Below are 20,165 nucleotides of genomic sequence, written 5' to 3' on the forward strand. Positions count from 1 at the left end.
CGAGAACTGCGGCGGCGACAGCGGAAGCCGCCGTTATCGCGATCGTGAAACGGGTAGATCGATTCGAACGCATAACAAACTCCTGAAATTATGGTGGGGTGGTTCGGATCGACAGGCACACTGACCCGTCGACATCTGTGTCTCACACAACGGTGAGTCACCTGTCAGATCCGAAGCACAGACAATTCGGAGAGAGTGAAAATGGTCCAGGGCGGCGGGTGCCCGGTTCGACGACGAACTGCCGACAGCCGCGCAGCGTGGACGAGAGAACCGGCGAAGCCCACAACGATTGCCCGTAAGACGGCCAACGCCGCGACAGCACCGATGATAGCCAGACACAGATGCATGACCGAGCTGTGATCGCCACAGCCGTTCCCGCAGTGTGCTGCGGAACCACTCTCCGATGCTGTCGCAGATGATGCTCCCGAATGCTCGTCGACGGCAGGTGGAGCGCTCACCGTCGAGGTCATCGAGTGTTCGCCGATACTCGTCGCCGTTGCGAACGACATCGGCGCAGAATGCATGAGAAGGACTCCGAACAGCACTATCGAAGCGCAAACAGCACCTAGGAGCCACTTCTGGTTCATAGGTTCCGTGGCTGAAGTCCTCACCGGTTCGATCTTACCGGTCTGCCACACGGGCATCCGGTCTCCTCGCAGTCGCGGCGTCCGGACCGTGGACATCGAATCAGGTGGCGATGGGCCGGTTGATTGCGGTCACTTCATCCCAGGGAACGGGCGCGACTTTGACGACGTCGCCGCCGGTGGGGGCGTTGACGTATTTCCCGTCGCCGATGTAGATCCCGATGTGTCCGATCGGTGAGTAGAGAGAGATGAAGTCACCCGGTTGCACTGATTCGCGGGAGACAGGTGTGCCCGCTCGTGCTTGGTCTGCGGCCACGCGTGGAACGGTCAGTCCCAGTTGTTTGTAGGCGAAGTAGATCAGTCCGGAGCAATCGAAGGACCCCGGCCCGGTAGCTCCCCAGGAATAGGGTTTGCCGAGTTGGTCGAGGACGATGCGCATCGCCTCCGCTGATGTTCCACTCGCAGCCGAGACGGCGGCGGGTAGCTCGGAAGGATTCGTGGTGCCGGGGCTGACGATGGCAGCTCGATCCGCATCGGTGAGGGCGGCGAATTGGTCGGTGATTTTGGCGATCTGATCGGCCAGGTCGGTCTGGCGTTGCTCGAGGTCGCGTTGTGTACGTGCGGCGTCCGCCTCGGCTACCGCAGCGGACGCCTGTGCTTGCCGGGCTTGTTCGAGCTGGTCTCGCGCTTCGTCGTCGATCTGTGTCGAGTCGGCGAGTGCAGCGGCTCGATCGGCGAGGATCCGGTCCAACAACACCATCTGATCGAGTAGTTGCTGTGGGCTGTCCGCGACCAGAACGGCCCCGAGAGGGGATTGCGGTACACCTTTGTACGCGGCGTCGACAGCTGTGGCCAGTGCTCGACGGTTGGCAGATGCGGCCACTTCGGCTTCCCGAGCCGCCGCCGAGGTCTCGTGGGCGAATTGAACTGCGGTACTCAGTTCGCCGCGGCGACGATCGAGGGTGTCCTGCGCGGCGTACATGCTCTCGGTGAGAGTGAAGGCGGTCGCATTGAGTTCAGCGAGTTGTCGTACGGCTTCGGATGCGTTCACCGGGGGTGCAGCAGGGTCCGCCGAAGCTGGAGCATTTACCGAAAATGCCGCGGCAACAACGATGATCGAGGCGATCAGGGTAGCGCGGACACGCCGCGTCGGGCCTGAAAAAGAATGCACAGAAGAAATCCTCTGGGGTCGGTGTGGGTTCCCTGCGTCACCAGCGAAGGAAACGGAGCGCGGCGAGAGCCGCATGGGACTGTGTCCGGCCTCGCCGGTCACCATTGTCGGGTATCGGCAGTCGTAGACGGTTCCTCACGGTCGGCTGAGGCTCGCGTCGACGCTCGACGCCTGTGCCGTATGGGCGGCGAGTCGGCGTCGATTGACGCCGACTCACCGCACCTGCAAACTACTATCATTCATAGTAGATGGTGGGGTGGTATCCGCTGACCGGGAGAGGGATGACGACTGTGACGATGCGTGACTGGCCGGCGCGGCGTTGGGTGGCCGCGTTACTGGGCGCGACGGTGGCCGCGCTGGTCGTGGCGATCCCCACCGGGATCATCCACACTGCGTTCTACGTTCGAATGACCCCGGTGTTGTGGTGGAACTATCCGGTGTGGATTGCCACCGCAGTTCTCAGTGGCCTCATTCTTGCGACATACGTGAGCACTGGGCTGGCGTCGTCGGTTTCTTCCCGTGTAGGGGTCAGTGCGAATGCGTTGTCGTTGTTGGCAGTCGGATGTCCGATATGCAACAAACTGGTAGTGGTGGCGGTCGGGGTGAGCGGTGCTCTGGATCTATGGGCACCCGTGCAGCCCGTAATCGGAGTGATGTCGGTGGGGGTGATGGTGTGGGCTCTTCGACTGCGAATCCGCGGGGAACGCGCGTGCCCTACTTCTCGCGTAGGTCAGGAGTTCGGCAACTCCGCTGGCTTTGGCGGTGCAGGCGCAGCAAAATTGTAGGATTTCTCGCCACGTCCTATCCGCGGTCCGGCAGCAACAGACGACGAAGGCGACCGCTTCTCGATGCGCCATCTGCGGTGTTGGGCTGTGCCTGCGACACCGGCAGGCGGGCGTCGGCCAGCAATCCTGCCACCCCGGCGGCCACGCAGGCCGACGTCACCACTATCAATGCCGGATTCGTTCGCCCGGTCAAAGCGTCCCCGAACAGCACCGCGGCGATCGTACCGGGCAGAATCCCCACGACAGTGGCCGTCGTGTAGGGCAGCAGGCGCACCGCGGAGAGTCCGGAGCAGTAGTTGACCAGGGCGAACGGTGCCGGGGCAATGAGCCGCAAGGACCCGACGGCCAGCCACCCCCGCCGAGCCAACCGGGCATCGATGGACTTGACCGCAGGATTCGTCAGCCGCTCCTGCACCGCGGTGCGCCCGAGCGCGCGCACCAGCAGCAACGCCAGCACAGCGCTGACAGTTGTGGCGGCGATCGTGACGGCGACCCCGGTGGCGGGACCGAACAACAGTCCGGCGCTGAGGGTGAACACCGTGCGCGGTACCGGGGCAATCGTCAACACCGCCTGGGTCAGAAAGAACACCACCACGAACGACGGGCCCATCGACTCCGCCCACTCGCGCACCACAATGATCGACGGGCGGGGTACGAGGGCGGCAGCCACTGCCAGTATTGCCAGCGCTGCCACGGTGGCGAGGACTCGGCGATCGCGCAGAATCGCCGATACGGTTTCGGTCATGACGGTCTCTGCCTGCGCCGCCTCGCCGAGGTTTCCGACAAGCACGCGGGAGTGGACGGCGAGGAATGGCTTCGCACTGCCGGTGCTCAGGAGCGGACGAGCCGTGAGATCGCGTCGGTGGCCTCTTTGATCTTCGCGTCGGCTTGGGGACCGCCGGCGATGGCGGCGTCGACCACGCAGTGGCTGATGTGAGCTTCGAGCAGGCCCATGGCCACCGCCTGCAAGGCTTTGGTCATCGCCGAGACCTGGGTGAGGATGTCGATGCAGTACTTGTCTTCCTCGACCATGCGCTGCAGTCCTCGGGCCTGGCCTTCGATGCGCTTGAGGCGTTTGAGGTAGGCGTCCTTTTCGGTGATGTAGCCGTGCGCGGCGTGATCATGGCCGTCGGTCTCGGCGGGTGCCTGCGCGGCCGCGGGAGTGGCCATGGTGTCCTCCTGGAATCCGAGTGTCATGCCGAGCATCCTCGATTATGCCCGCCCGGGGTATGGCGCGAGAGGGTCGGTCCGTCGAGTCGTCGCTGGGCCGCCGCCGCAGCGCACATCACCGCGCAGCGGGCCACCGCTCGGGTCGCCGGGTGCCGGGTGATCTGCACCAAGGTCGTTGTCACGAAGGACATGGCCCTCTCCTTTCGTAGGCTGCATCGGGGTTGTAGCGGTGGGGTGGGGTGGCGCGCCTGCATGCCACGCCCACCCCAGCCTTTTGGGTGCTTGTTCTACCCGCGCGGTTATCCGGTGAGGGACTTGAACCGGCGCAACCGCAAGCTGTTGCTGACCACGAACACCGACGAGAACGCCATCGCTGCACCGGCCAGCATCGGATTGAGCAGCCCGGCCGCAGCCAAGGGGAGGGCGGCCACGTTGTAGGCGAACGCCCAGAACAAGTTGCCCTTGATGGTGCCCAACGTTCGGCGGGACAGGCGGATAGCATCCGCTGCTGCGCGCAGATCACCGCGCACCAACGTCAGATCGCTGGCTTCGATCGCAACGTCGGTACCGGTGCCCATCGCCAGACCGAGGTCGGCCTGCGCCAACGCGGCGGCGTCGTTCACGCCGTCGCCGACCATCGCCACTACCTTGCCCTGCTCCTGCAGCCTTTTGACGACGTCCACCTTGTCTGCGGGCAGCACCTCCGCGATCACTTCGTGGATGCCGACCTGGTCGGCGATGGCACGCGCGGCGGCTGCGTTGTCGCCGGTGAGCATGATCGGCGTCAAACCCAGGCCCCGCAGCTGCTCGATCGCCTCGGCGGAGGTGGGTTTGACCGCGTCGGCGACGACCAGTACTCCGCGAGCCCGACCGTCCCAACCGACTGCGACGGCGGTCTTGCCCTCGGATTCGGCTGCACGCATCGCACTTTCGAGTTCGTCCGGCAGCTGCTGCGCCCGGTCGGCGAGGAGGCGGGCCCGTCCGACGATCATTGCGTGGTCGTCGACTATGCCCTGCACCCCGAGGCCTTCGATATTTATAAACTGCTCCACCGGTGGCAGGGCTCCGACCTTCTCGCGGGCACCTTTGGCGATGGCCTGGGCGATGGGGTGCTCGGACGAATCTTCGAGTGCACCGGCCAGGCGCAGCACCTGCGCGGTGTCCTCGCCGTCGGCGGTGATCACGTCGAGCAGAGTCATCTTGCCGGTGGTGACGGTGCCGGTCTTGTCGAGTACCACGGTGTCGACACGGCGGGTCGATTCGAGCACTTCGGGACCCTTGATCAGGATGCCGAGCTGAGCGCCGCGGCCGGTGCCGACCATCAGCGCGGTCGGGGTGGCCAGGCCGAGGGCACACGGGCAGGCGATGATCAGGACGGCGACGGCTGCGGTGAACGCGGCCGCGATCCCACCGCCGGTGCCGATCCAGAAGCCGAGTGTCGCCGCGGCAAGGGCGATCACGATCGGGACGAAGACTCCGGAGATCTTGTCGGCCAGACGCTGAGCTTGGGCTTTACCGGTCTGAGCGTCTTCGACGAGTTTCGCCATCTGTGCGAGCTGGGTGTCCGAGCCGATGCGGGTCGCCCGGACCACGATTCGGCCACCGACGTTGACCGTCGCGCCGACGACCAGATCATCGGGTCCTACCTCGACGGGCACGGATTCGCCGGTCAACATCGAATTGTCGACCGCGGAAGAGCCGTCGGCGACCACGCCGTCGGTGGCGATCTTCTCCCCGGGGCGGACGACGAACTCGTCACCGACGATGAGTTGATCGGTGGGGATGCGCTGTTCGACACCCTCGCGCAGGACGGAGACTTCCTTGGCACCGAGCTCGAGCAGGGCACGCAGGGCGGCACCGGCGCGTCGCTTGGAGCGTGCTTCGAAGTAGCGGCCGGCGAGGATGAAGGTGGTGACTCCGGCTGCGGCCTCGAGGTAGATGTTGCCGGCCCCGTCGGAGCGGGAGATGGTCAGCTCGAACGGGTGTGTCATGCCGGCCGTTCCGGCGGTGCCCCAGAACAGGGCATACAACGACCACCCCAGTGCTGCGATGGTGCCCATCGAGATCAGGGTGTCCATCGTTGAGGTGGCGTGCCGCAGATTGGTGAAGGCGGCCTTGTGGAACGGCCATGCCCCCCACACCACCACGGGTGCGGCGAGGGTCAGGGAAAGCCACTGCCAGTTGGTGAACTGCAGTACCGGAACCATGGCCATCGCGATCACCGGCACGCTGAGCACCAGCGATATGAGCAGGCGTTGGCGCAGCGAGGCGGTGGGGTCGATCTCGGCTGGCCCGGCCGCGTCGGGGTCGGTGGAGGAGGCGGCGGGCGCGGGGACCGTGGCGGTGTAGCCGGCCTGCTCGACGGTGCCCACGAGATCCTCGGTCGAGACATCACCGACGTAGTCGACGCGTGCTTTTTCGGTGGCGTAGTTCACCGTCGCGGTGACACCGTCGAGCTTGTTGAGCTTTTTCTCGATCCGGTTCGCGCAGGAGGCGCAGGTCATACCACTGATGTCGAGTTCGACCCGGCCGTCGGCGGTGGGGTGGTGCGTGACGGGATTCATCGTCGCTCCTCTCGGGGTGTGGTGGTGTGTCAGTGTCCGTGCCCGGCGGGCATCGGCTCCGAGGCGGCGGGCACCGCGGCGTATCTGCTGTCGGTGACCATCAATCCTCCAGGTCTCTGATTGGCGACGGGCCCGCCCGCAGTGGACACCGCGGCGGCGTCGTGAGTCGAGGTGTCGTGTGTGTCGGGTGGTGCGGCACCTTCGGGGCCGAAGGCGTCCCCGGCTCCGAAGGCGAGCCCGAAGACCGCGGCTAGGGCGATGGTGAATCCGACGAACTTCGATGATGCGTTCATCGTGCGAATCTCCTGTCCGGGTCTGGTGTCGATCAGGAGGCGAGCTGGTAGCCGGCCTCGTCGACTGCGTGGGCGATGGCCGTCTGCTCGATCGGGGTGTCCGAGTCGATATCGACTCGGCCGCTCGCGAGGTCGACATTCACGGCGGTCACACCGGGGATGCCGCTGATCTCCTCTCGGACCGAGGAGACGCAGTGCCCGCAGGTCATTCCGGTGACGGTGACGGTGGTGTTCATCGATGCCCTTCTTTCTTCGATTCGGAATGTGATCGAGGTCGTCGCGACCCACTTACAGATTTACCATACCCCCCTACGGTATGCAACGAGATGTGCCGCACCGGTGCTACGGCATGACCCTGGGCACTGACCGGAACACCGCCCTCGGATGCGGGAGCGGCACCCAGAATCGAACGTCGCACCAGAGCCTGCATCGGCGGGCGTCCTCGACTCCGGCTACTACGAACGCGGATTACGCGCGCGCAGAGATGCCCACAATCTTCTCGATGATGTCGCTTCCGTCCTTGCCGACGTCGAATCTCGTGCGGACAGAGTGTTCTTTGGGTGATGATCATCGTCATCGCCATACTGGCCACGATCATGCTCTTCGTATACGAGCGTTCGGCCATCACACCGGTAGTCGGTGCGCAGGCAATCCATTCGGCGTTCTGTCCTGGCTGCGGTCGGCGTCGCTGCGTTGACCGTACTGGCGTTCGACCTCGGGATGGGTGGTTGGATGCTGCTGCTGTACTACACCGAGACCATGCCACCGGCCACCGATGCTGCGTTCTGGATGCTCATGCAAATCGGTATCGTCCTCGGGGTGGTCACGGGTTACCCCGTCGTCCGTCGCCTCCAACGTCACCGCAGTACCCCCGCCTGAGGTGTGGGTGGCCCGCATTCGTGTGAATGCGGGCCACCGGTCGGTGGATAGTCGTGAACGGTGCCGCGTCGATACCCTCGTGTTCGGCAATCATCGTCGAGGTCTCGGGTGTGGGCAATGCAGGCCACTTCTCGGCGTGCACTGCCGCTAGCCGGTGGCCGGTACCTCGCCGCTTTCGGTCACCGTGGTCTCGGTGGGGGGTGGGGTGAGCCGGTCGGATCGATCGAGCGCATAGAGAGCGGCCACAGATGCCGCCCCGACCAGGGTCAGTATCGCCCAGATCAGTGCACCCAGATGCGCGTCGCTGAGAAGCCCGAAGACGGCTCCTGTACCCAGGTTGCCGAGCAGGATGCCGACCCCGACGATGGTGTTGTAGAACCCGTAATGGGTGGCCACCAGCTTCCCGCCCGACAGGGTCACCACCGTGTCCATCTCGAACGGAAACACCGCGGCGGTGCCGACCGCCAACAGTGCAGCGGTGAACACCAGGGCACCGGCGGCGGCCCACCCGCCCAGCGCGGCCGGGCTCGGCAGCACGATCAGCGGGAGGAACGCCAGCGCCATGATTGCCATACCGACCACCACGCTTCGCCCCGAACCCCACCTGCGGGACAACCAGGACGTGATCCGGAACTGCCCGGCGATCGCGACCACGCCGGAGACCACGAACAACGAGGTCACCAGAGCGGTGTCGGACCTGCCGTTACCGACTACCACCGCAGCCTGCAGCGGCAGCGCAAGATAGATCTGGAACGAAAGCACGTAGGATCCGATCATCGCCAGCGCGAACAGCACGAAGGGTCGGTTGGCCATCACCACCCGCCAGTCCTCGAGTACCGATGTCGTGGCCCCGGTCGTCTCGGCCCGGTGCGCGGGGAGCGTCCAAATCTGCACGATCGTCAGAACAGCAAAAATCGCGGCCGCTGCCAGTGAGGTGACTCGGAAGTCGAGGGTGGTCAGAGCGAGACCGATCAACGGGCCCAGCAGAATCCCGGCCTGATAGAACACGTTGAACACCGCGAACGCCTCGACCCGCCGTGGCCCTGCGTCGGCGGCCAGATACGCCCGCACGGCCGGGTTGAACAGCGCACCGGCGAACCCGGTCGCGGCCGAGGCGAGCAGGATCGCCGGCAGCGATTCCACGGCCGCGAGCAGTACGAAACCGGCAACTCGCAGCAGGCAGCCGGCGACGATCAGGGGTTTGTATCCGAGGCGGTCGGCGAGGGTGCCGCCGAGCAGGAACATCCCTTGCTGGGAGAAGTTCCGCATCCCCAGCACCAGCCCGACCGCCCACGCCGCCAGGCCCAGGGAACCGGCCAGATACCCGGCCAGGTACGGCATCAGCATGTAGAAACCGACGTTGATGGAGAACTGGTTGACCATCAACACCTGGCTGGGCCGGTCGAAGCTACGGAACTTGGTCAGAAAAGTTTTCATCGAACGCTCTCGGTGGGATCGACGACGGTGGGATCGACGACGGTGGCGCACCGCGTCCACGACGTCACAGTCTCATCGGTGGGGTGGGCGATGGTCGTCGGCTCGGTCGGCGGGTCAACGTCGAGCAGGCCGTGCTCGGTGCAGTAGTCGTCGTTGTAGATGGTGTCGAAGTAGCGCTGCGGTCCGTCGGGGAAGACGGCCGCGACCCGGGTCTCCGGCGGGCTGGTGCGAGCGATCCAGCCGGCCGCGAGGGCGACGGCCCCGACGCTCCAGCCGCCGCTGGCGTGGTGCGTCGCCGCCAGGGTGCGGCACGACCACACCGCTTCGTGCGGGGCCACCCAGTGCACCTCGTCGAAGGCGGGATAGTCGATGTTGTCGGGATAGATGCTCGAACCCAACCCGCGCATGAGCCGAGTGCTGGCGGGTTGCCCGAAGATCGTCGATCCGATGGTGTCGACACCGACCAGTTTCAGGTCGGGGCAGAACTGCCGGAGCACCCGGGCCACCCCGGCGGAGTGCCCTCCGGTGCCCACCGAGCAAACCAAGGTGTCGACGCGTCCGAGCTGGGCGATGAGTTCGTGAGCGAGCGACTCGTACGCCTCGACATTGTCCGGGTTGGTGTACTGATCCGGGCACCACGACCCTGGATGTGTATCGAGGAGCTCACGGACCTTCTCACGCCGGGCCTGCTGCCAGCCGCCGTCGGGGTGCGGTGTGGTGACCAGTTCGACGCGGGCACCGTACGCGGCGAGCATCCGGTGCACGATCGGTTCCAGTCCCGGGTCGGTGACGAGGGTGACGGGGTGGTGATGGGTGATCCCGGCCAGGGCCAAACCCAGGCCGAGGGTTCCGCTGGTGGATTCGATGATCATCGAACCGGGAGCGAGGTCGCCGCGGGCCTTTGCTTTCTCGACCATGTGCAGCGCGGGGCGGTCTTTCATCCCGCCGGGATTGCTGCCTTCGAGTTTCGCCCAGAAACCGCGGCCGGAGTCCGCGAACGGTTCACCGATCCACAGAACGGGCGTGTTGCCGACCATCGTGCTCGGTTCCGGGCAGTTCTTGGCGGTCGCCAACATGTGGCCGGCGGAGGACGGTGGCACGAGTGTGGAGCGAACAGCACTGTTCATGAGTAATCCCTGTATGTGACCTGCGAGGGCGCAGTAAGTGAGTGATGGGCAGCACGAACTGGGCCATGAGAAGAGGAGTCCTCGGATGGCCCGCGGGCTGCTGATCAGCACCTGTTGATACAGAGTTCGTTCAAGACGGTTCGGCCGTGCCGGATCGGAATGGGTAGATCCGGTGGGGCTCGCGGGTTGCGCGGGGCAGACATCGCCACCAACACCACAGCGAAGGCCATCGCTGCGACCGCGGCGATGGTCGATGGGCGGGGCGGGTTGTCGGATCGGGGCATTGCGATGACGGTGTTCGTATCGTGCGCCATGTGGGGCGATCCGACGTCGATGTGCGCGTGGTTCGGGGAGAGTTCCGCGGCGGCCTGAGACGAGGACGAAACGATGTGTACGCCGTCGCTGTGATGGTCCTGTTCCCAGGCGATGCCGCATTGAGCGATGGTGTGAGCCAACAAATACAGGACAGCGGCGACTGCGATAACCGTCCGCAGGCGCGGCGGGCCCAGCGCAGAGATTCTCACAACGCCTCGACGGTAGCAGCCGGAAACTGGGTTGGCCCAAACCCATTCAGGGTGCCCCTGATGTGCCGCCGCCGAATCGGGCGGTCACACCGCCCGCCCGCAGGCACCACATGTTTCTGGTCACGTCGAACACGGCCAGGACGATCGGGGCGGTGATCATGATGGCCGCCAGAGCAGATGCACCCGCATATGTCGGCGTGCTGCGGCGCGGTAGAAGCCAGTCTCCATCCCGGGGTCCAGCACGCATCTTGTGCGAGCCGAGGGTGGTCCGTGCACCGGTCGATGCCCGGCCACGAAGGGCACCGCGAAGGACAAAGGGCACAGCGAAGGTGCGCGGTCGATATCCCGGGGTATGCATCGACGTCGCAGAGGCGCGGTGTCGGCGGGGGAGCCGGTCCGGGCTCACCGCTGTTACTACTATCGTGCATAGTAGCAACCGAGGGTGGTCAGGTGGCGCTATGCCGTACATGAGAAAAGAGCCATGCAGGCATGCTCGATATCGAGTCCAGCGCAACAACAATGAACCGTCACCGACGAACCCGACGTCGTGCGTTCACCGCGATAGCAGGCAGGTCATCGTCCGCGGTATCTGCTGGTGTGCTGTTGTACGCGGGCTTTCCACCTCGGTCGCTGTGGTTCCTCGCGCCGCTGGGTATCGGGGTTCTTGTTCTCGTCATCCGCGGCCGTTCCATCCGGGCGGCATTCTTCTACGGGTATCTGTCGGGGCTTGCGTTCTTTCTGCCCCTTCTGCCCTGGGTGGGCGTCTACGTCGGCGCCCCGCCGTGGCTGGCGCTCGCGGCGATCCAAGCGATAGCAGTGGCACTGTTCTGCGCTGCAGCGGCCGCAGTGTCCGGGTTGCGCTTCGAAGCGCTGTGGATCGCCGCGATCTGGACCGCCACCGAAGGTCTGCGCGCACGGATTCCGTTCGGGGGATTTCCGTGGGGGAGATTAGCTTTCGCCCAAGCAGACGGCCCTCTGCTCTCGCTTGCCGCGTTCGCCGGTGCGCCCGGTGTATCTTTCGCAGTCGCAGTGATCGGCGCGGCACTGGCAAGTGTGGTCCGCCAGGTACGCTCGCCGACGTCGCGATTCGCAGTCGGATCGGTGGCCACTGTAGTGATCGTGCCGGCTCTGGCTTTCGCGCTCACTCCCGCTGGCGACGCAGGCGCAGCGCGTGCGACGGTCGCCGTTGTGCAAGGCAACGTTCCGCGGTTGGGTCTGGACTTCAACTCGCAACGTCGAGCAGTTCTCGACAATCACATCGAGCGAACAAGGCAACTCGGGGACGACATCACCGTCGGCAGTGTGCCCGCTCCCGACCTGGTGATCTGGCCGGAGAATGCATCCGATATCGATCCGCTGCGCAATGCCGACGCCACTGCCGGGATCGACGCTGCAGCGCGGTCGGTCGGGGTGCCGATTCTGGTCGGTGCGGTCCTTGGCAACGACGACGGCACCTCGACGAATACCTCGATCGTGTGGGATCCGGTACTCGGACCGGGGGAGCGACACGACAAACGCAAACTTGTTCCTTTCGGAGAGTATCTCCCGATGCGATCTGTGATGACGGCGTTGTCCTCGTACGCCTCGCAGGCCGGTAACTTCGTTCCCGGGTCGGGCGACGGTGTCGTCGATATCGCCGGAATTCCGACGGCCGTCGCCACGTGTTACGAGGTCGCGTTCGATGACCTGGTCACCGAGTCCGTGCGTGCGGGGGCGCAGCTGATCACGGTCCCCACCAACAATGCGACGTTCGGGCGCACCGACATGACCTACCAGCAGTTGGCGATGTCGCGGCTGCGGGCGGTCGAGCACAACAGGACTGTTCTCGTTGCGGCGACCAGTGGGGTCAGTGCCGTCATCGACCCACAGGGGAAGGTCGCAGATCGTTCGGGCTTGTTCACTGCGCAGACGTTGGTCGCTGATGTTGCCCTGGAAACGAGATCGACGTGGGCGACAAAGCTGGGACCGCTTCCGGAGTACGCCGCGGTCGTTCTTGCTGTCGTGGGGTGTGCTCTCGCATGGAGAAGGCAGCGTTCGCCGGCCGATGGTCTCCGACCGTCGACGTCCGGTGCTACCGCGCTGTGAGGCACGAAACCACTGCGGGGGACATCGAACTACTAACCATGATAGTAATTACCCCACTCGTCGTGTATCTTTTCGTTATCGCGTCGTGATCCGTTCGATACATCAGTGAGGTGCGCACGTCGATGATTACGCCTCGCTCCATTCGATTACCGAGGACTCTGCTGTGGCACAACACCGTATGACCCGCATGACCGACCGACGTCGACAGTTGATGGACTGTGACGTGCAGGGAGTGGCGGTGACGCCGAGAGGGCGGCATCGCGCTCGGGCGCGCGCCACCGAGCGCCGCGGCAGTGTCGCTGTCGGTATTGCGGTGGCAGCGGGCGCTCTGGTCACGGCGGGTGCCCAATATGCGAGTCCCGCACAGGCGCAGGCAGTCCCCGTGCACGAAGCGACACCGATGCAGGACCCGGTGGCCGAATACTTGCCTCAGATCCTCGCCATACCGGAGATCTCCAATATCAACGATGCGATCGAGCAGTTGGCGAAGGGGCAACGAAGGGCAGAGGAGAGCGCTGCGCGTGATGCAGCGGCGCTGCGACCACTCGTCGTTCGTCCGGTCGCCGGGACCCTGACCTCGGATTTCGGTCCACGATGGGGGACTACGCACACCGGGCTCGACATCGCCAACGCTATCGGAACTCCCGTCTACGCGGCAGCCGACGCTACCGTGCTCGACTCCGGTCCTGCAGACGGATTCGGCCTCTGGGTACGTCTTCAACATGACGATGGAACGACAACGGTCTACGGGCACATCGATCAAACCTTGGTGACAGTGGGGCAACGAGTACAAGCCGGTGAGCAGATCGCCACCGTCGGCAATCGTGGCCAATCGACCGGGCCTCACCTGCATTTCGAGGTCGTCGACGCGGCGGGGAGCAAGGTCGATCCTCAGGAGTGGCTCGCCTCTCGGGGTGTCGCGCTGTCCGACGCGGCTGTTCGGTCGTAGGCCCCCGTTTCACCTCTCGGGCTCGCAGTAGGTACGGCGAACTTACCGGAATGCGGGCGATCGTACTGCGCTCCCGCTGAACATGTCGAGGCACCGAGGGTTCAGGTCCGATGGTGAAAACGAGACCGCAGAGACGCATCCGAAGTCAGTGCAACAGTGCGGAATTCGTTCCCATCGGCGGGCCGTGCGGTCGAGGCTCGGCTACGAGTCACGATCCGAACCGGTGATGGTGGCTCCGCGTTCCGCGAGCCAGGGTCTGGGGTCGACCTTGTTGCCGGCGGGTGTGTCGACCTCGAAGTGCAGATGTGGACCGGTGGAGATACCCCGGTTTCCTACCGTCGCAATTTCTTCACCAGCAGTGACGCGTTGACCTACGGTCACGAGGTTGTCGTTGTTGTGCCCGTAGGTCGTTACGGTGCCGTCATCGTGGCGTATACGCACCCAGAGTCCGAAGCCCTGGGCCGGTCCCGCGCTGATCACCTCGCCGTCCGCAACGGCGACGATCGGTGTACCGGTGGAGTTGGCGATGTCGATTCCTTGATGGGCGCGGCCGTCGCCGAAGGTCGAGGTCAACGTTCCTGTTGTCGGCGCACGATACTTTCCGTTGCTCGACCCTGTTGTGCCGGTAGGGGATTGCGGGGCGGCCGACGAATGATCGCCCGCCTCGGGTGTCGTGGTTTCGGGTGTCGTTGTTTCAGATGACGTGCCGGGTGCCGACGTTTCAGGCACAGTGGCGTCGGGTTCGAGCGCGGGCAGTTCGGGCGTCGCCGAGTCGGCCGACTCGGCGGCCGACTCGGGGTCCTGAGTGTCCTGGGTGCCTTGGGCGGTCGGTTGTTCGGTCGAGGGCTCGGCGTTCGACCTGCCGGGTGGGACCGCCGCATGTGCGCGCGACGAGGTGTGCGGGGTGGCCGGATCGTGGGGAGTCTCGGCGGCCGCGAGTGTGGATGCAAGTGTGGCGACGTCCATCGACGACACCAGTCGGGGGAGAACTGTGGGGTCGATGTCGTCGATCGGCGCGAGACAGGGGATCAGTCGCGAAAGGGCTCCCGTTGGTCCGTCAGCTGTATCGGTTGGCTCCGATCGTGCCCACGAGGCAGGAGACGATGCGGCTCTGTGGGCCGGCCAGGTCGTCGAGAGCACCGTTGGCGCGAATCTCGCGTAGTGCGCCGACGACGAGATCGAGGACCTCCTGTTGGACGTGCGGGTCCGATTGGGCCTGCGCGGGGAAGGCAGGCGGCGGCGCAGCCGGATCGGCGTCCGGGGCTGCAGACGCCGTGGGTGCCAGCGCGAGGATGCCTCCCACGAACGCGGTACCGACGAGGATGCGAGTACCCCACCGAGTTCGGTGCGCCATGTACGAGGACGAGGGTAGAGGTCTCATGTCGGTGGTCCTCCTGGACGGCAACTGCATACCTGGCAGTAATTCAGGTCGCCTTCGAGTCAAGGCGACACGCCGCATCACTATTACACTCTTTCCGCACAAGCACCATCAGTCACAGTGAATTACATCGGTAACATTCGCACCCTGCGACCCATTTCGATCGTCGGGTTGTTTCTCGGGAGCCGGGGTTCATGTACGTAATATCTTCTGCGCCAGAAGGACTCGGCGTCGCTGGACGGCCTTCATCGTGCGCCTCGATGGGGGCGGTCGTCTTCGGCGAACGGCCGGAGAGCTGTGTGCTGGCACTGTGAGGCCCGAGGGTGAAGGGGGCCGCGAAAGCGTTGACGGCGTGCAGGATCCACGTTGCTACTATCGAAGATAGTAGATCGTGTAGTATGACGCTGACAGACCGGAAGACATCGTCGAGGTGAACGAGACAGAGGTGCAGGGTGCAGCGGGTGACGACACGCTGGTCCCTACTTGCGATCATCGTCATCGTGACAGTTGTTGGAGCGCTGGCATTGTGGTCTCGAGATCCCTCGACCCAGTCGGTGGGGTCCGCAGGATCGGCACCTCACGTCGAGGACGAGGATCTCCCGTCGGCAGTGATCGCTACCCGTGCTGCCCTCGAGCCGTGCCCGACCTCGTCGCCGGTTCCGTCCCCCGTAACTGGCGAGCTCGTCGGTACGTCCGCACGATGCTTGGGAACGTCGGACTTATCCGATCTGGGGACCTCCCTGGCTGGGCAACCCACATTGCTCAATGTCTGGGCGTCGTGGTGCGGTCCGTGTAGACAGGAGATTCCGGTTCTGGCCCAGTACGCCGCAGAACCGGATGCGGTTCGGGTCGTCGGTCTCAACGTCCAAGACGATGCCGATGCGGCATTGAGCCTGCTCACCGAGCTGGGAGTGCACTATCCCTCGTTCGATCAGGCCGACGCGGCGTTGCAGACACTTGACGCGCCCCCTGTCCTGCCCCTGAGTTTCTTGGTCCAGAGCGATGGAACGATCGAGCGCATCACCTCGACGCCGGTGTTCTACGACCCGAGTCAGGTGCGGGAGGCGGTAACAGCGCTTGTGCGCTGATCTCAGCACGAGCACGAGCACGAGCACCAGCACCAGCAACGCGGCGAGGATCGAACGCCCGCCGGCGGACGGACTTCTACAGAATTGGGAGATGTGTATGACCGGGCAGCGGGCAGGTGCGTTCTCGCTCACGCGCCGCAACTTTCTCGCGCTGAGCGCGGCCGGAACGAGTGCCGTCGTGTTGGGGGCATGCGGCAATGGCTCGTCCGCAACAGCAGTCGTCGGACCGGACTCCGATGTGGTGGGACAGGCCGAGGACGCGCGCCGCTCGGCTACCGGCAGACAAGTCGATATTTCCTTGAGTGCTCAGCCCAGCACGATCGACCTCGGCGGAGTGCAGGTACAGACCTGGACTTTCGGCGACAGACTCCCCGGTGCCGAGATTCGCCTGAGCCGAGGTGATGTGTTGCGCGCACAGCTCGACAACCGCCTCGAGCAGGAGACGACGATCCATTGGCACGGAATCGCCTTGCGCAACGACATGGACGGAGTGCCGGGCCTGACTCAGCCGGCTGTGGCTTCCGGTGACTCGTTCGGCTACGACTTCACCGTGCCCGACGCGGGCACGTACTTCTTTCACCCTCACGTCGGTACCCAACTCGACAGAGGACTGTATGCACCGCTGATCGTCGAGGACCCCGCCGACGGCTCGGACTACGACCTCGAAGCCGTCCTGGTCCTCGACGACTGGCTCGACGGGGTAGCCGGCGACCCCGATCGAGAACTCGAACGGCTGCGCAGCGAGGGCATGTCGATGGGCGGCATGTCGATGAGCGCGCCCACCGCCCAGTCGCCTCTCGGTGGCGACACCGGCGACGTGAGCTACCCGTACTACCTGATCAACGGCAAGATCGGGGCCGATCCCATCGTGCTCGGCGGACGGCCGGGCCAGCGGCTGCGCCTGCGCATCATCAACGCAGCTGCCGACACGGCCTTCCGTTTCGCAGTGGGGGGGCATCCTCTCACTGTTACTCACAGCGACGGATTTCCGGTTCAGCCCGAGCAGGCGCAATGCTTGTTGATAGGGATGGGAGAGCGTTACGACGCAATCATCACCTTGCAGGACGGGGCGTTTCCGATTGTCGCCGCCGCGGAAGGTAAGGACGGGAGCGGGTTCGCTGTGTTGCGTACCGGGCCAGGCGCCGCGCCGCAGTCCTCAGTCCGGCCTGCCGAACTCTCTGCAGCCCCGGTGATGGCTGATCGACTGAGGTCGCTCGATACGGTCCGCTTGTCCGCACGCGAGCCGGATCGCACGTACGACATCGCTCTCGGGATGGAGATGGGCGGGTACACCTGGACGCTCAACGGTGAGACGTACGAGCAGCACACCCCCCTCGACGTTCGCGAAGGCGAAAGAGTACGACTTCGCTTCGTCAACGCCACCACGATGTTTCATCCCATGCATCTGCACGGACACACCTTCGAGGTTGTCAACGGTGCCGGATCAGGCCCCCGGAAGGACACCTCGCTGGTCTTGCCGAACCAAACTGTCGAAGTCGACTTCGACACCGACAATCCCGGCCAGTGGCTTCTGCACTGCCACAACCTCTATCACGGGGAAGCGGGAATGATGACATCGGTGTCCTACCTGGCGTGAGCCTACGGCCGCATTCGTATTCGAGGCATGCAAACCTCTCGGACCAGGGTGCTCGCTACCGAAGGATCACGTAGCTGGCTCGTTCGACGGGATAGAGTGAACACGCGCCTAGGAGGCACTCATGCAGGGTTTGGGAGAGCTCGAAGCTCTGGTGATGGACGTGGTGTGGAATACCAGCGCCGCAGTCCGGGTTCGTGATGTCATCGATCAACTCGAGGACGGTCGAGAACCGGCGTACACCACGATTCAGACGGTGCTCGACAATTTGCACCGTAAAGGCTGGGTACACCGACAACGCAACGGACGGGCATATTGGTACGAAGCCACCCGAAGCAGGGAAGAAGCCGCCTCCGACGCCTTGCGAATACTTCTCGAATCGACCGGCGACCCGACGAGCGTGCTGCTGCACTTCGCCCGCGGCGCTTCCGATGACGAATCGAAGGTGCTCACCCGCGGTCTGAAAGAGCGTCAGAGGTGACTGCCGTACTCCTGTGGGCCCTCGGTGGGCTGTTGGTTGCGGCTGCCGCGCCATTGCTGATGAGGTCGATGATCGACAGAGGTATCGATGCGCACGTCACGCTCTTGACGTGGTCGGCGCTCGTTGTGGGCACCTTGGTCAGCATTGCGGTACCGGTCGTGCTCAGTGCGATCCCCAGTCATGGGGGCGTGACGACCCTGGTCGACATCGCACACCAATGCTGGCTCGCCCTTCAGGGCGACATACCTGCCCGCGTCGAGGCCATCGTCGGGGTTGTCGGGATTGCGATGTTGGGCTGCGGCGCAGTCCGCTGGATCGTCCACCTGAGGCGCGCAGTGTGTGAGCGACGGCGAGTGTACGAGCGGCACATCGATCTGCTGCGCATCATCGCTGGAGGCGTCGGGTTTTCCGGTTCGAATCAACCCGCGTCGACCTTGTGGCTTCCGTTGGACAGTCCTCTCGCGTACAGCGTCGCGGGACGACCGGCGATGGTCGTGGCCAGCGAGGGGCTGCGTACGCAGTTGACGCCTGCTGAAGTCGAGGCGGTCCTCGCACACGAACGTGCACACATCGATGGCCGGCATCATCTGCTCGTAGGCATTGCCGAGTCGGTGGCCTATGCGTTTCCGTGGCTGCCGATCATGCGGCAGTCCCCTGCACTCGTGCGAGCTCTCGTCGAACTCGACGCGGACGCTCGGGCAGCACGCTCGCACGGGCGAGACCCGGTGCGGCGCGCTCTGACTTCTCTTCGCCCGCACCCTGTTCCCCTGCCCGCCCTCGGTATGGTGTCGGACGCGACCGCTGTACGGCTCGAGCGTCTCGCGGTCGAGCGAACGACCCCACGTGCTTCCTTCCGGTGGGCGCGTGCGTTCGCCGCGTGCACCGCCGTCGCCCTGCCTGCGTTACCAGTAGTGGCCCTGCTGGCGGCCATGACGTTGGCGTCCTGCGCGGTGGGATGAGACGAACTGCGGCACTGGCGATCACGTTCGCTTGCCCGCCGTACTCGCCCTCTGCTATCCGGTGCGGGTAGCGATCATCATGAAACCGATGAGTGCGAGGATCATCGCCATCGGATAGCCGACCGCGAGATCCTGCCATCCGGTGCTCGGAAGAAATCGAAGCTGCCCGAGATGGGTGATGACGTGGGTCGACCCGATCACTACACCCGCTGTCAGTACCACCCAGCCCCGACCTTGACGGCGGCGTTCACGCTTGTACTCCTCGGTGTAGAGCGCCCGCGTCCTCCGGCGGCCGCCGTCTCGTTTTTGGCCTGTCATCGCGCGCCTGCACGTCCACACGCTATTGCTCGTGAGCGAGTTGGCCGACGGAGCCGAAGCACCGCCGAGAAGGCATTCCGCAAGCGGCGGCATCCCTGCGCTGGTAGCGCTGAGCGGGACAGCATGCGCGAGAGGTTCTGATTCGGCGGTACGGGGAGGGGGCCCGTTCGACTCCGTTGCGCCCGGTGGCAAACCGATATCGACTACTTCCCGGCAGTAGCGGGACCATCGGCGAATTGTCCGGTCCCGACCTGGTAAACCCTGACCAAGACGATCTCGGCATTCGATTTCATCGGACACGTTCTGGTGATCAACCTCCGGGGTCGGCACTGCGGAAGGTGATTGATCATTCTTCGATGGTTCGTCCGGTGTGTCGCCACGCGAGCATGCCGCCTTGTAGTTCGACGACATCGGTGTAGCCGAGAGCGGCCAGGTCTTTCGCCGCGGTGGCGCTCATTGTCCCGGTACGGCAGTAGATCGCCAGCGGTGTGGTCCGGTCGGGCGGCAACGTCGCGGCCTGTTGTCGGATCTGGTCGAAGGGAAGGCTCGAGTCGGTTCCAGGGAGCTGGCCCTCGTTGGGGGTATGGACGTTGATCGTGACTCGGCCGGGATCGGCGATTGCGGCGGCGAAGTCAGCGGGATCGAGCAGTTCTGCCCGTGTAGCAACGGGCATTGACGCGGTGGGCTCAGTGGCCTCGCCGCCGGTACATCCAGCGAGTGCAAGGACGAGGACAGTCAGTATCGATGCCGGACTACGGAGCGTCGATCGGGACACCGAA

Annotated in this window: 24 protein-coding genes; 8 read left to right on the forward strand and 16 right to left on the reverse strand. The window is 64.7% G+C overall.

Going from position 1 to position 20,165, the window contains the following annotated elements; all coding sequences use genetic code 11:
- Window positions 1-164: 164 nt before the first annotated feature.
- Both MTX35_RS26305 and MTX35_RS26110 read right to left on the reverse strand, forming a co-directional pair.
- A complete protein-coding gene (locus MTX35_RS26305; RefSeq protein ID WP_353852273.1) occupies window positions 165-683 on the reverse strand; it encodes a DUF6153 family protein in 519 nt (172 codons plus the stop codon).
- 4 nt (window positions 684-687) lie between these two features.
- Window positions 688-1,635, reverse strand: coding sequence for an NlpC/P60 family protein (locus tag MTX35_RS26110; RefSeq protein ID WP_243597144.1), 948 nt, complete (start codon window positions 1,633-1,635; stop codon window positions 688-690).
- Between the two features lie 401 nt (window positions 1,636-2,036).
- On the opposite strand from MTX35_RS26110, the gene MTX35_RS22830 reads away from it, so the two are divergent.
- Window positions 2,037-2,540: a hypothetical protein gene (locus MTX35_RS22830; RefSeq protein WP_176457804.1), complete on the forward strand. Its 504-nt coding sequence runs from the start codon at window positions 2,037-2,039 to the stop codon at window positions 2,538-2,540.
- A gap of 16 nt (window positions 2,541-2,556) precedes the next feature.
- Here MTX35_RS22830 and MTX35_RS22835 read toward each other — a convergent pair whose 3' ends face one another.
- The 6 genes from MTX35_RS22835 to MTX35_RS22860 all read right to left on the reverse strand — a co-directional run bounded on the left by MTX35_RS22835 (window position 2,557) and on the right by MTX35_RS22860 (window position 6,803).
- Window positions 2,557-3,285, reverse strand: a complete 729-nt coding sequence (locus tag MTX35_RS22835) for a TVP38/TMEM64 family protein (protein WP_045841173.1) — start codon at window positions 3,283-3,285, stop codon at window positions 2,557-2,559.
- Window positions 3,286-3,371: 86 nt separating this feature from the next.
- Window positions 3,372-3,710 carry a metal-sensitive transcriptional regulator gene (locus MTX35_RS22840; protein ID WP_032375786.1) on the reverse strand — a complete coding sequence of 113 codons (339 nt, stop codon included), beginning with the start codon at window positions 3,708-3,710 and terminating at the stop codon, window positions 3,372-3,374.
- Window positions 3,711-3,733: 23 nt separating this feature from the next.
- A complete protein-coding gene (locus tag MTX35_RS22845) occupies window positions 3,734-3,901 on the reverse strand; it encodes a hypothetical protein (RefSeq protein ID WP_155288777.1) in 168 nt (55 codons plus the stop codon).
- 108 nt (window positions 3,902-4,009) lie between these two features.
- Window positions 4,010-6,274, reverse strand: coding sequence for a cation-translocating P-type ATPase (locus MTX35_RS22850; RefSeq protein ID WP_032375703.1), 2,265 nt, complete (start codon window positions 6,272-6,274; stop codon window positions 4,010-4,012).
- A gap of 29 nt (window positions 6,275-6,303) precedes the next feature.
- Window positions 6,304-6,567: a hypothetical protein gene (locus tag MTX35_RS22855; protein ID WP_032375704.1), complete on the reverse strand. Its 264-nt coding sequence runs from the start codon at window positions 6,565-6,567 to the stop codon at window positions 6,304-6,306.
- A gap of 32 nt (window positions 6,568-6,599) precedes the next feature.
- Window positions 6,600-6,803: a heavy-metal-associated domain-containing protein gene (locus tag MTX35_RS22860; RefSeq protein WP_032375705.1), complete on the reverse strand. Its 204-nt coding sequence runs from the start codon at window positions 6,801-6,803 to the stop codon at window positions 6,600-6,602.
- A 403-nt stretch (window positions 6,804-7,206) separates the two neighbouring features.
- On the opposite strand from MTX35_RS22860, the gene MTX35_RS22865 reads away from it, so the two are divergent.
- Window positions 7,207-7,446: a DUF4396 domain-containing protein gene (locus MTX35_RS22865; RefSeq protein WP_032375706.1), complete on the forward strand. Its 240-nt coding sequence runs from the start codon at window positions 7,207-7,209 to the stop codon at window positions 7,444-7,446.
- Between the two features lie 147 nt (window positions 7,447-7,593).
- Here the strand turns inward: MTX35_RS22865 and MTX35_RS22870 are convergent, their stop codons facing one another.
- From MTX35_RS22870 to MTX35_RS22885, 4 genes are all read right to left on the reverse strand, one after another.
- Window positions 7,594-8,883 carry an MFS transporter gene (locus tag MTX35_RS22870; protein ID WP_032375707.1) on the reverse strand — a complete coding sequence of 430 codons (1,290 nt, stop codon included), beginning with the start codon at window positions 8,881-8,883 and terminating at the stop codon, window positions 7,594-7,596.
- On the reverse strand, window positions 8,880-10,010 hold the full coding sequence (locus tag MTX35_RS22875; protein ID WP_094642698.1) for a PLP-dependent cysteine synthase family protein: 1,131 nt from the start codon (window positions 10,008-10,010) through the stop codon (window positions 8,880-8,882). The genes MTX35_RS22870 and MTX35_RS22875 overlap by 4 nt, the downstream gene beginning before the upstream one ends.
- Before the next feature lie 104 nt (window positions 10,011-10,114).
- On the reverse strand, window positions 10,115-10,534 hold the full coding sequence (locus MTX35_RS22880; protein ID WP_243597145.1) for a hypothetical protein: 420 nt from the start codon (window positions 10,532-10,534) through the stop codon (window positions 10,115-10,117).
- Window positions 10,535-10,580: 46 nt separating this feature from the next.
- The gene (locus MTX35_RS22885) at window positions 10,581-10,781 is read right to left on the reverse strand and encodes a hypothetical protein (RefSeq protein WP_141215005.1); all 201 of its coding nucleotides are present in this window, start codon (window positions 10,779-10,781) and stop codon (window positions 10,581-10,583) included.
- Window positions 10,782-11,023: 242 nt separating this feature from the next.
- Here MTX35_RS22885 and lnt point away from each other — a divergent pair, with 242 nt between their 5' ends.
- Both lnt and MTX35_RS22895 read left to right on the forward strand, forming a co-directional pair.
- Window positions 11,024-12,619 (forward strand): apolipoprotein N-acyltransferase, encoded by a 1,596-nt coding sequence (gene lnt, locus MTX35_RS22890; protein ID WP_373454000.1) that lies wholly within the window; start codon window positions 11,024-11,026, stop codon window positions 12,617-12,619.
- A 163-nt stretch (window positions 12,620-12,782) separates the two neighbouring features.
- A complete protein-coding gene (locus MTX35_RS22895; RefSeq protein WP_243597146.1) occupies window positions 12,783-13,568 on the forward strand; it encodes a M23 family metallopeptidase in 786 nt (261 codons plus the stop codon).
- A gap of 201 nt (window positions 13,569-13,769) precedes the next feature.
- Here the strand turns inward: MTX35_RS22895 and MTX35_RS22900 are convergent, their stop codons facing one another.
- Both MTX35_RS22900 and MTX35_RS22905 read right to left on the reverse strand, forming a co-directional pair.
- A complete protein-coding gene (locus tag MTX35_RS22900; RefSeq protein WP_094648452.1) occupies window positions 13,770-14,534 on the reverse strand; it encodes a M23 family metallopeptidase in 765 nt (254 codons plus the stop codon).
- Window positions 14,535-14,625: 91 nt separating this feature from the next.
- Window positions 14,626-14,949 carry a hypothetical protein gene (locus MTX35_RS22905; protein WP_149408140.1) on the reverse strand — a complete coding sequence of 108 codons (324 nt, stop codon included), beginning with the start codon at window positions 14,947-14,949 and terminating at the stop codon, window positions 14,626-14,628.
- A 458-nt stretch (window positions 14,950-15,407) separates the two neighbouring features.
- Between MTX35_RS22905 and MTX35_RS22910 the strand changes: the two genes are divergently transcribed.
- The 4 genes from MTX35_RS22910 (at window position 15,408) to MTX35_RS26115 (ending at window position 19,068) form a co-directional block, all read left to right on the forward strand.
- Window positions 15,408-16,034 (forward strand): TlpA disulfide reductase family protein, encoded by a 627-nt coding sequence (locus MTX35_RS22910; protein ID WP_032375710.1) that lies wholly within the window; start codon window positions 15,408-15,410, stop codon window positions 16,032-16,034.
- A 97-nt stretch (window positions 16,035-16,131) separates the two neighbouring features.
- Complete coding sequence (locus MTX35_RS22915) at window positions 16,132-17,631, forward strand: multicopper oxidase family protein (protein ID WP_094662170.1); 1,500 nt, start codon at window positions 16,132-16,134, stop codon at window positions 17,629-17,631.
- A 121-nt stretch (window positions 17,632-17,752) separates the two neighbouring features.
- A complete protein-coding gene (locus MTX35_RS22920) occupies window positions 17,753-18,109 on the forward strand; it encodes a BlaI/MecI/CopY family transcriptional regulator (protein ID WP_032375711.1) in 357 nt (118 codons plus the stop codon).
- Window positions 18,106-19,068, forward strand: coding sequence for a M56 family metallopeptidase (locus tag MTX35_RS26115; RefSeq protein ID WP_243597147.1), 963 nt, complete (start codon window positions 18,106-18,108; stop codon window positions 19,066-19,068). The genes MTX35_RS22920 and MTX35_RS26115 overlap by 4 nt, the downstream gene beginning before the upstream one ends.
- Window positions 19,069-19,122: 54 nt before the next feature.
- Here MTX35_RS26115 and MTX35_RS22930 read toward each other — a convergent pair whose 3' ends face one another.
- Window positions 19,123-19,386: a hypothetical protein gene (locus MTX35_RS22930; protein ID WP_243597148.1), complete on the reverse strand. Its 264-nt coding sequence runs from the start codon at window positions 19,384-19,386 to the stop codon at window positions 19,123-19,125.
- Between the two features lie 346 nt (window positions 19,387-19,732).
- On the reverse strand, window positions 19,733-20,059 hold the full coding sequence (locus MTX35_RS22935) for a rhodanese-like domain-containing protein (RefSeq protein ID WP_243597149.1): 327 nt from the start codon (window positions 20,057-20,059) through the stop codon (window positions 19,733-19,735).
- Between the last annotated feature and the right edge of the window lie 106 nt (window positions 20,060-20,165).

It is taken from the genome of Rhodococcus sp. ARC_M12, assembly GCF_022810385.1.
Taxonomy (GTDB): domain Bacteria; phylum Actinomycetota; class Actinomycetes; order Mycobacteriales; family Mycobacteriaceae; genus Rhodococcoides; species Rhodococcoides navarretei.

What these genes read in the sequence shown, in the direction of transcription:
- MTX35_RS26305 (WP_353852273.1), bottom strand. Translation starts at nt 683, where the DNA reads ATGTCCACGGTCCGGACGCCGCGACTGCGAGGAGACCGGATGCCCGTG.
- MTX35_RS22830 (WP_176457804.1), top strand. Translation starts at nt 2,037, where the DNA reads ATGACGACTGTGACGATGCGTGACTGGCCGGCGCGGCGTTGGGTGGCC.
- MTX35_RS22835 (WP_045841173.1), bottom strand. Translation starts at nt 3,285, where the DNA reads ATGACCGAAACCGTATCGGCGATTCTGCGCGATCGCCGAGTCCTCGCC.
- MTX35_RS22840 (WP_032375786.1), bottom strand. Translation starts at nt 3,710, where the DNA reads ATGGCCACTCCCGCGGCCGCGCAGGCACCCGCCGAGACCGACGGCCAT.
- MTX35_RS22845 (WP_155288777.1), bottom strand. Translation starts at nt 3,901, where the DNA reads ATGTCCTTCGTGACAACGACCTTGGTGCAGATCACCCGGCACCCGGCG.
- MTX35_RS22850 (WP_032375703.1), bottom strand. Translation starts at nt 6,274, where the DNA reads ATGAATCCCGTCACGCACCACCCCACCGCCGACGGCCGGGTCGAACTC.
- MTX35_RS22855 (WP_032375704.1), bottom strand. Translation starts at nt 6,567, where the DNA reads ATGAACGCATCATCGAAGTTCGTCGGATTCACCATCGCCCTAGCCGCG.
- MTX35_RS22860 (WP_032375705.1), bottom strand. Translation starts at nt 6,803, where the DNA reads ATGAACACCACCGTCACCGTCACCGGAATGACCTGCGGGCACTGCGTC.
- MTX35_RS22870 (WP_032375707.1), bottom strand. Translation starts at nt 8,883, where the DNA reads ATGAAAACTTTTCTGACCAAGTTCCGTAGCTTCGACCGGCCCAGCCAG.
- MTX35_RS22875 (WP_094642698.1), bottom strand. Translation starts at nt 10,010, where the DNA reads ATGAACAGTGCTGTTCGCTCCACACTCGTGCCACCGTCCTCCGCCGGC.
- MTX35_RS22885 (WP_141215005.1), bottom strand. Translation starts at nt 10,781, where the DNA reads ATGCGTGCTGGACCCCGGGATGGAGACTGGCTTCTACCGCGCCGCAGC.
- lnt (WP_373454000.1), top strand. Translation starts at nt 11,024, where the DNA reads ATGCTCGATATCGAGTCCAGCGCAACAACAATGAACCGTCACCGACGA.
- MTX35_RS22900 (WP_094648452.1), bottom strand. Translation starts at nt 14,534, where the DNA reads ATGGACGTCGCCACACTTGCATCCACACTCGCGGCCGCCGAGACTCCC.
- MTX35_RS22905 (WP_149408140.1), bottom strand. Translation starts at nt 14,949, where the DNA reads ATGAGACCTCTACCCTCGTCCTCGTACATGGCGCACCGAACTCGGTGG.
- MTX35_RS22915 (WP_094662170.1), top strand. Translation starts at nt 16,132, where the DNA reads ATGACCGGGCAGCGGGCAGGTGCGTTCTCGCTCACGCGCCGCAACTTT.
- MTX35_RS22920 (WP_032375711.1), top strand. Translation starts at nt 17,753, where the DNA reads ATGCAGGGTTTGGGAGAGCTCGAAGCTCTGGTGATGGACGTGGTGTGG.
- MTX35_RS22930 (WP_243597148.1), bottom strand. Translation starts at nt 19,386, where the DNA reads ATGACAGGCCAAAAACGAGACGGCGGCCGCCGGAGGACGCGGGCGCTC.
- MTX35_RS22935 (WP_243597149.1), bottom strand. Translation starts at nt 20,059, where the DNA reads ATGCCCGTTGCTACACGGGCAGAACTGCTCGATCCCGCTGACTTCGCC.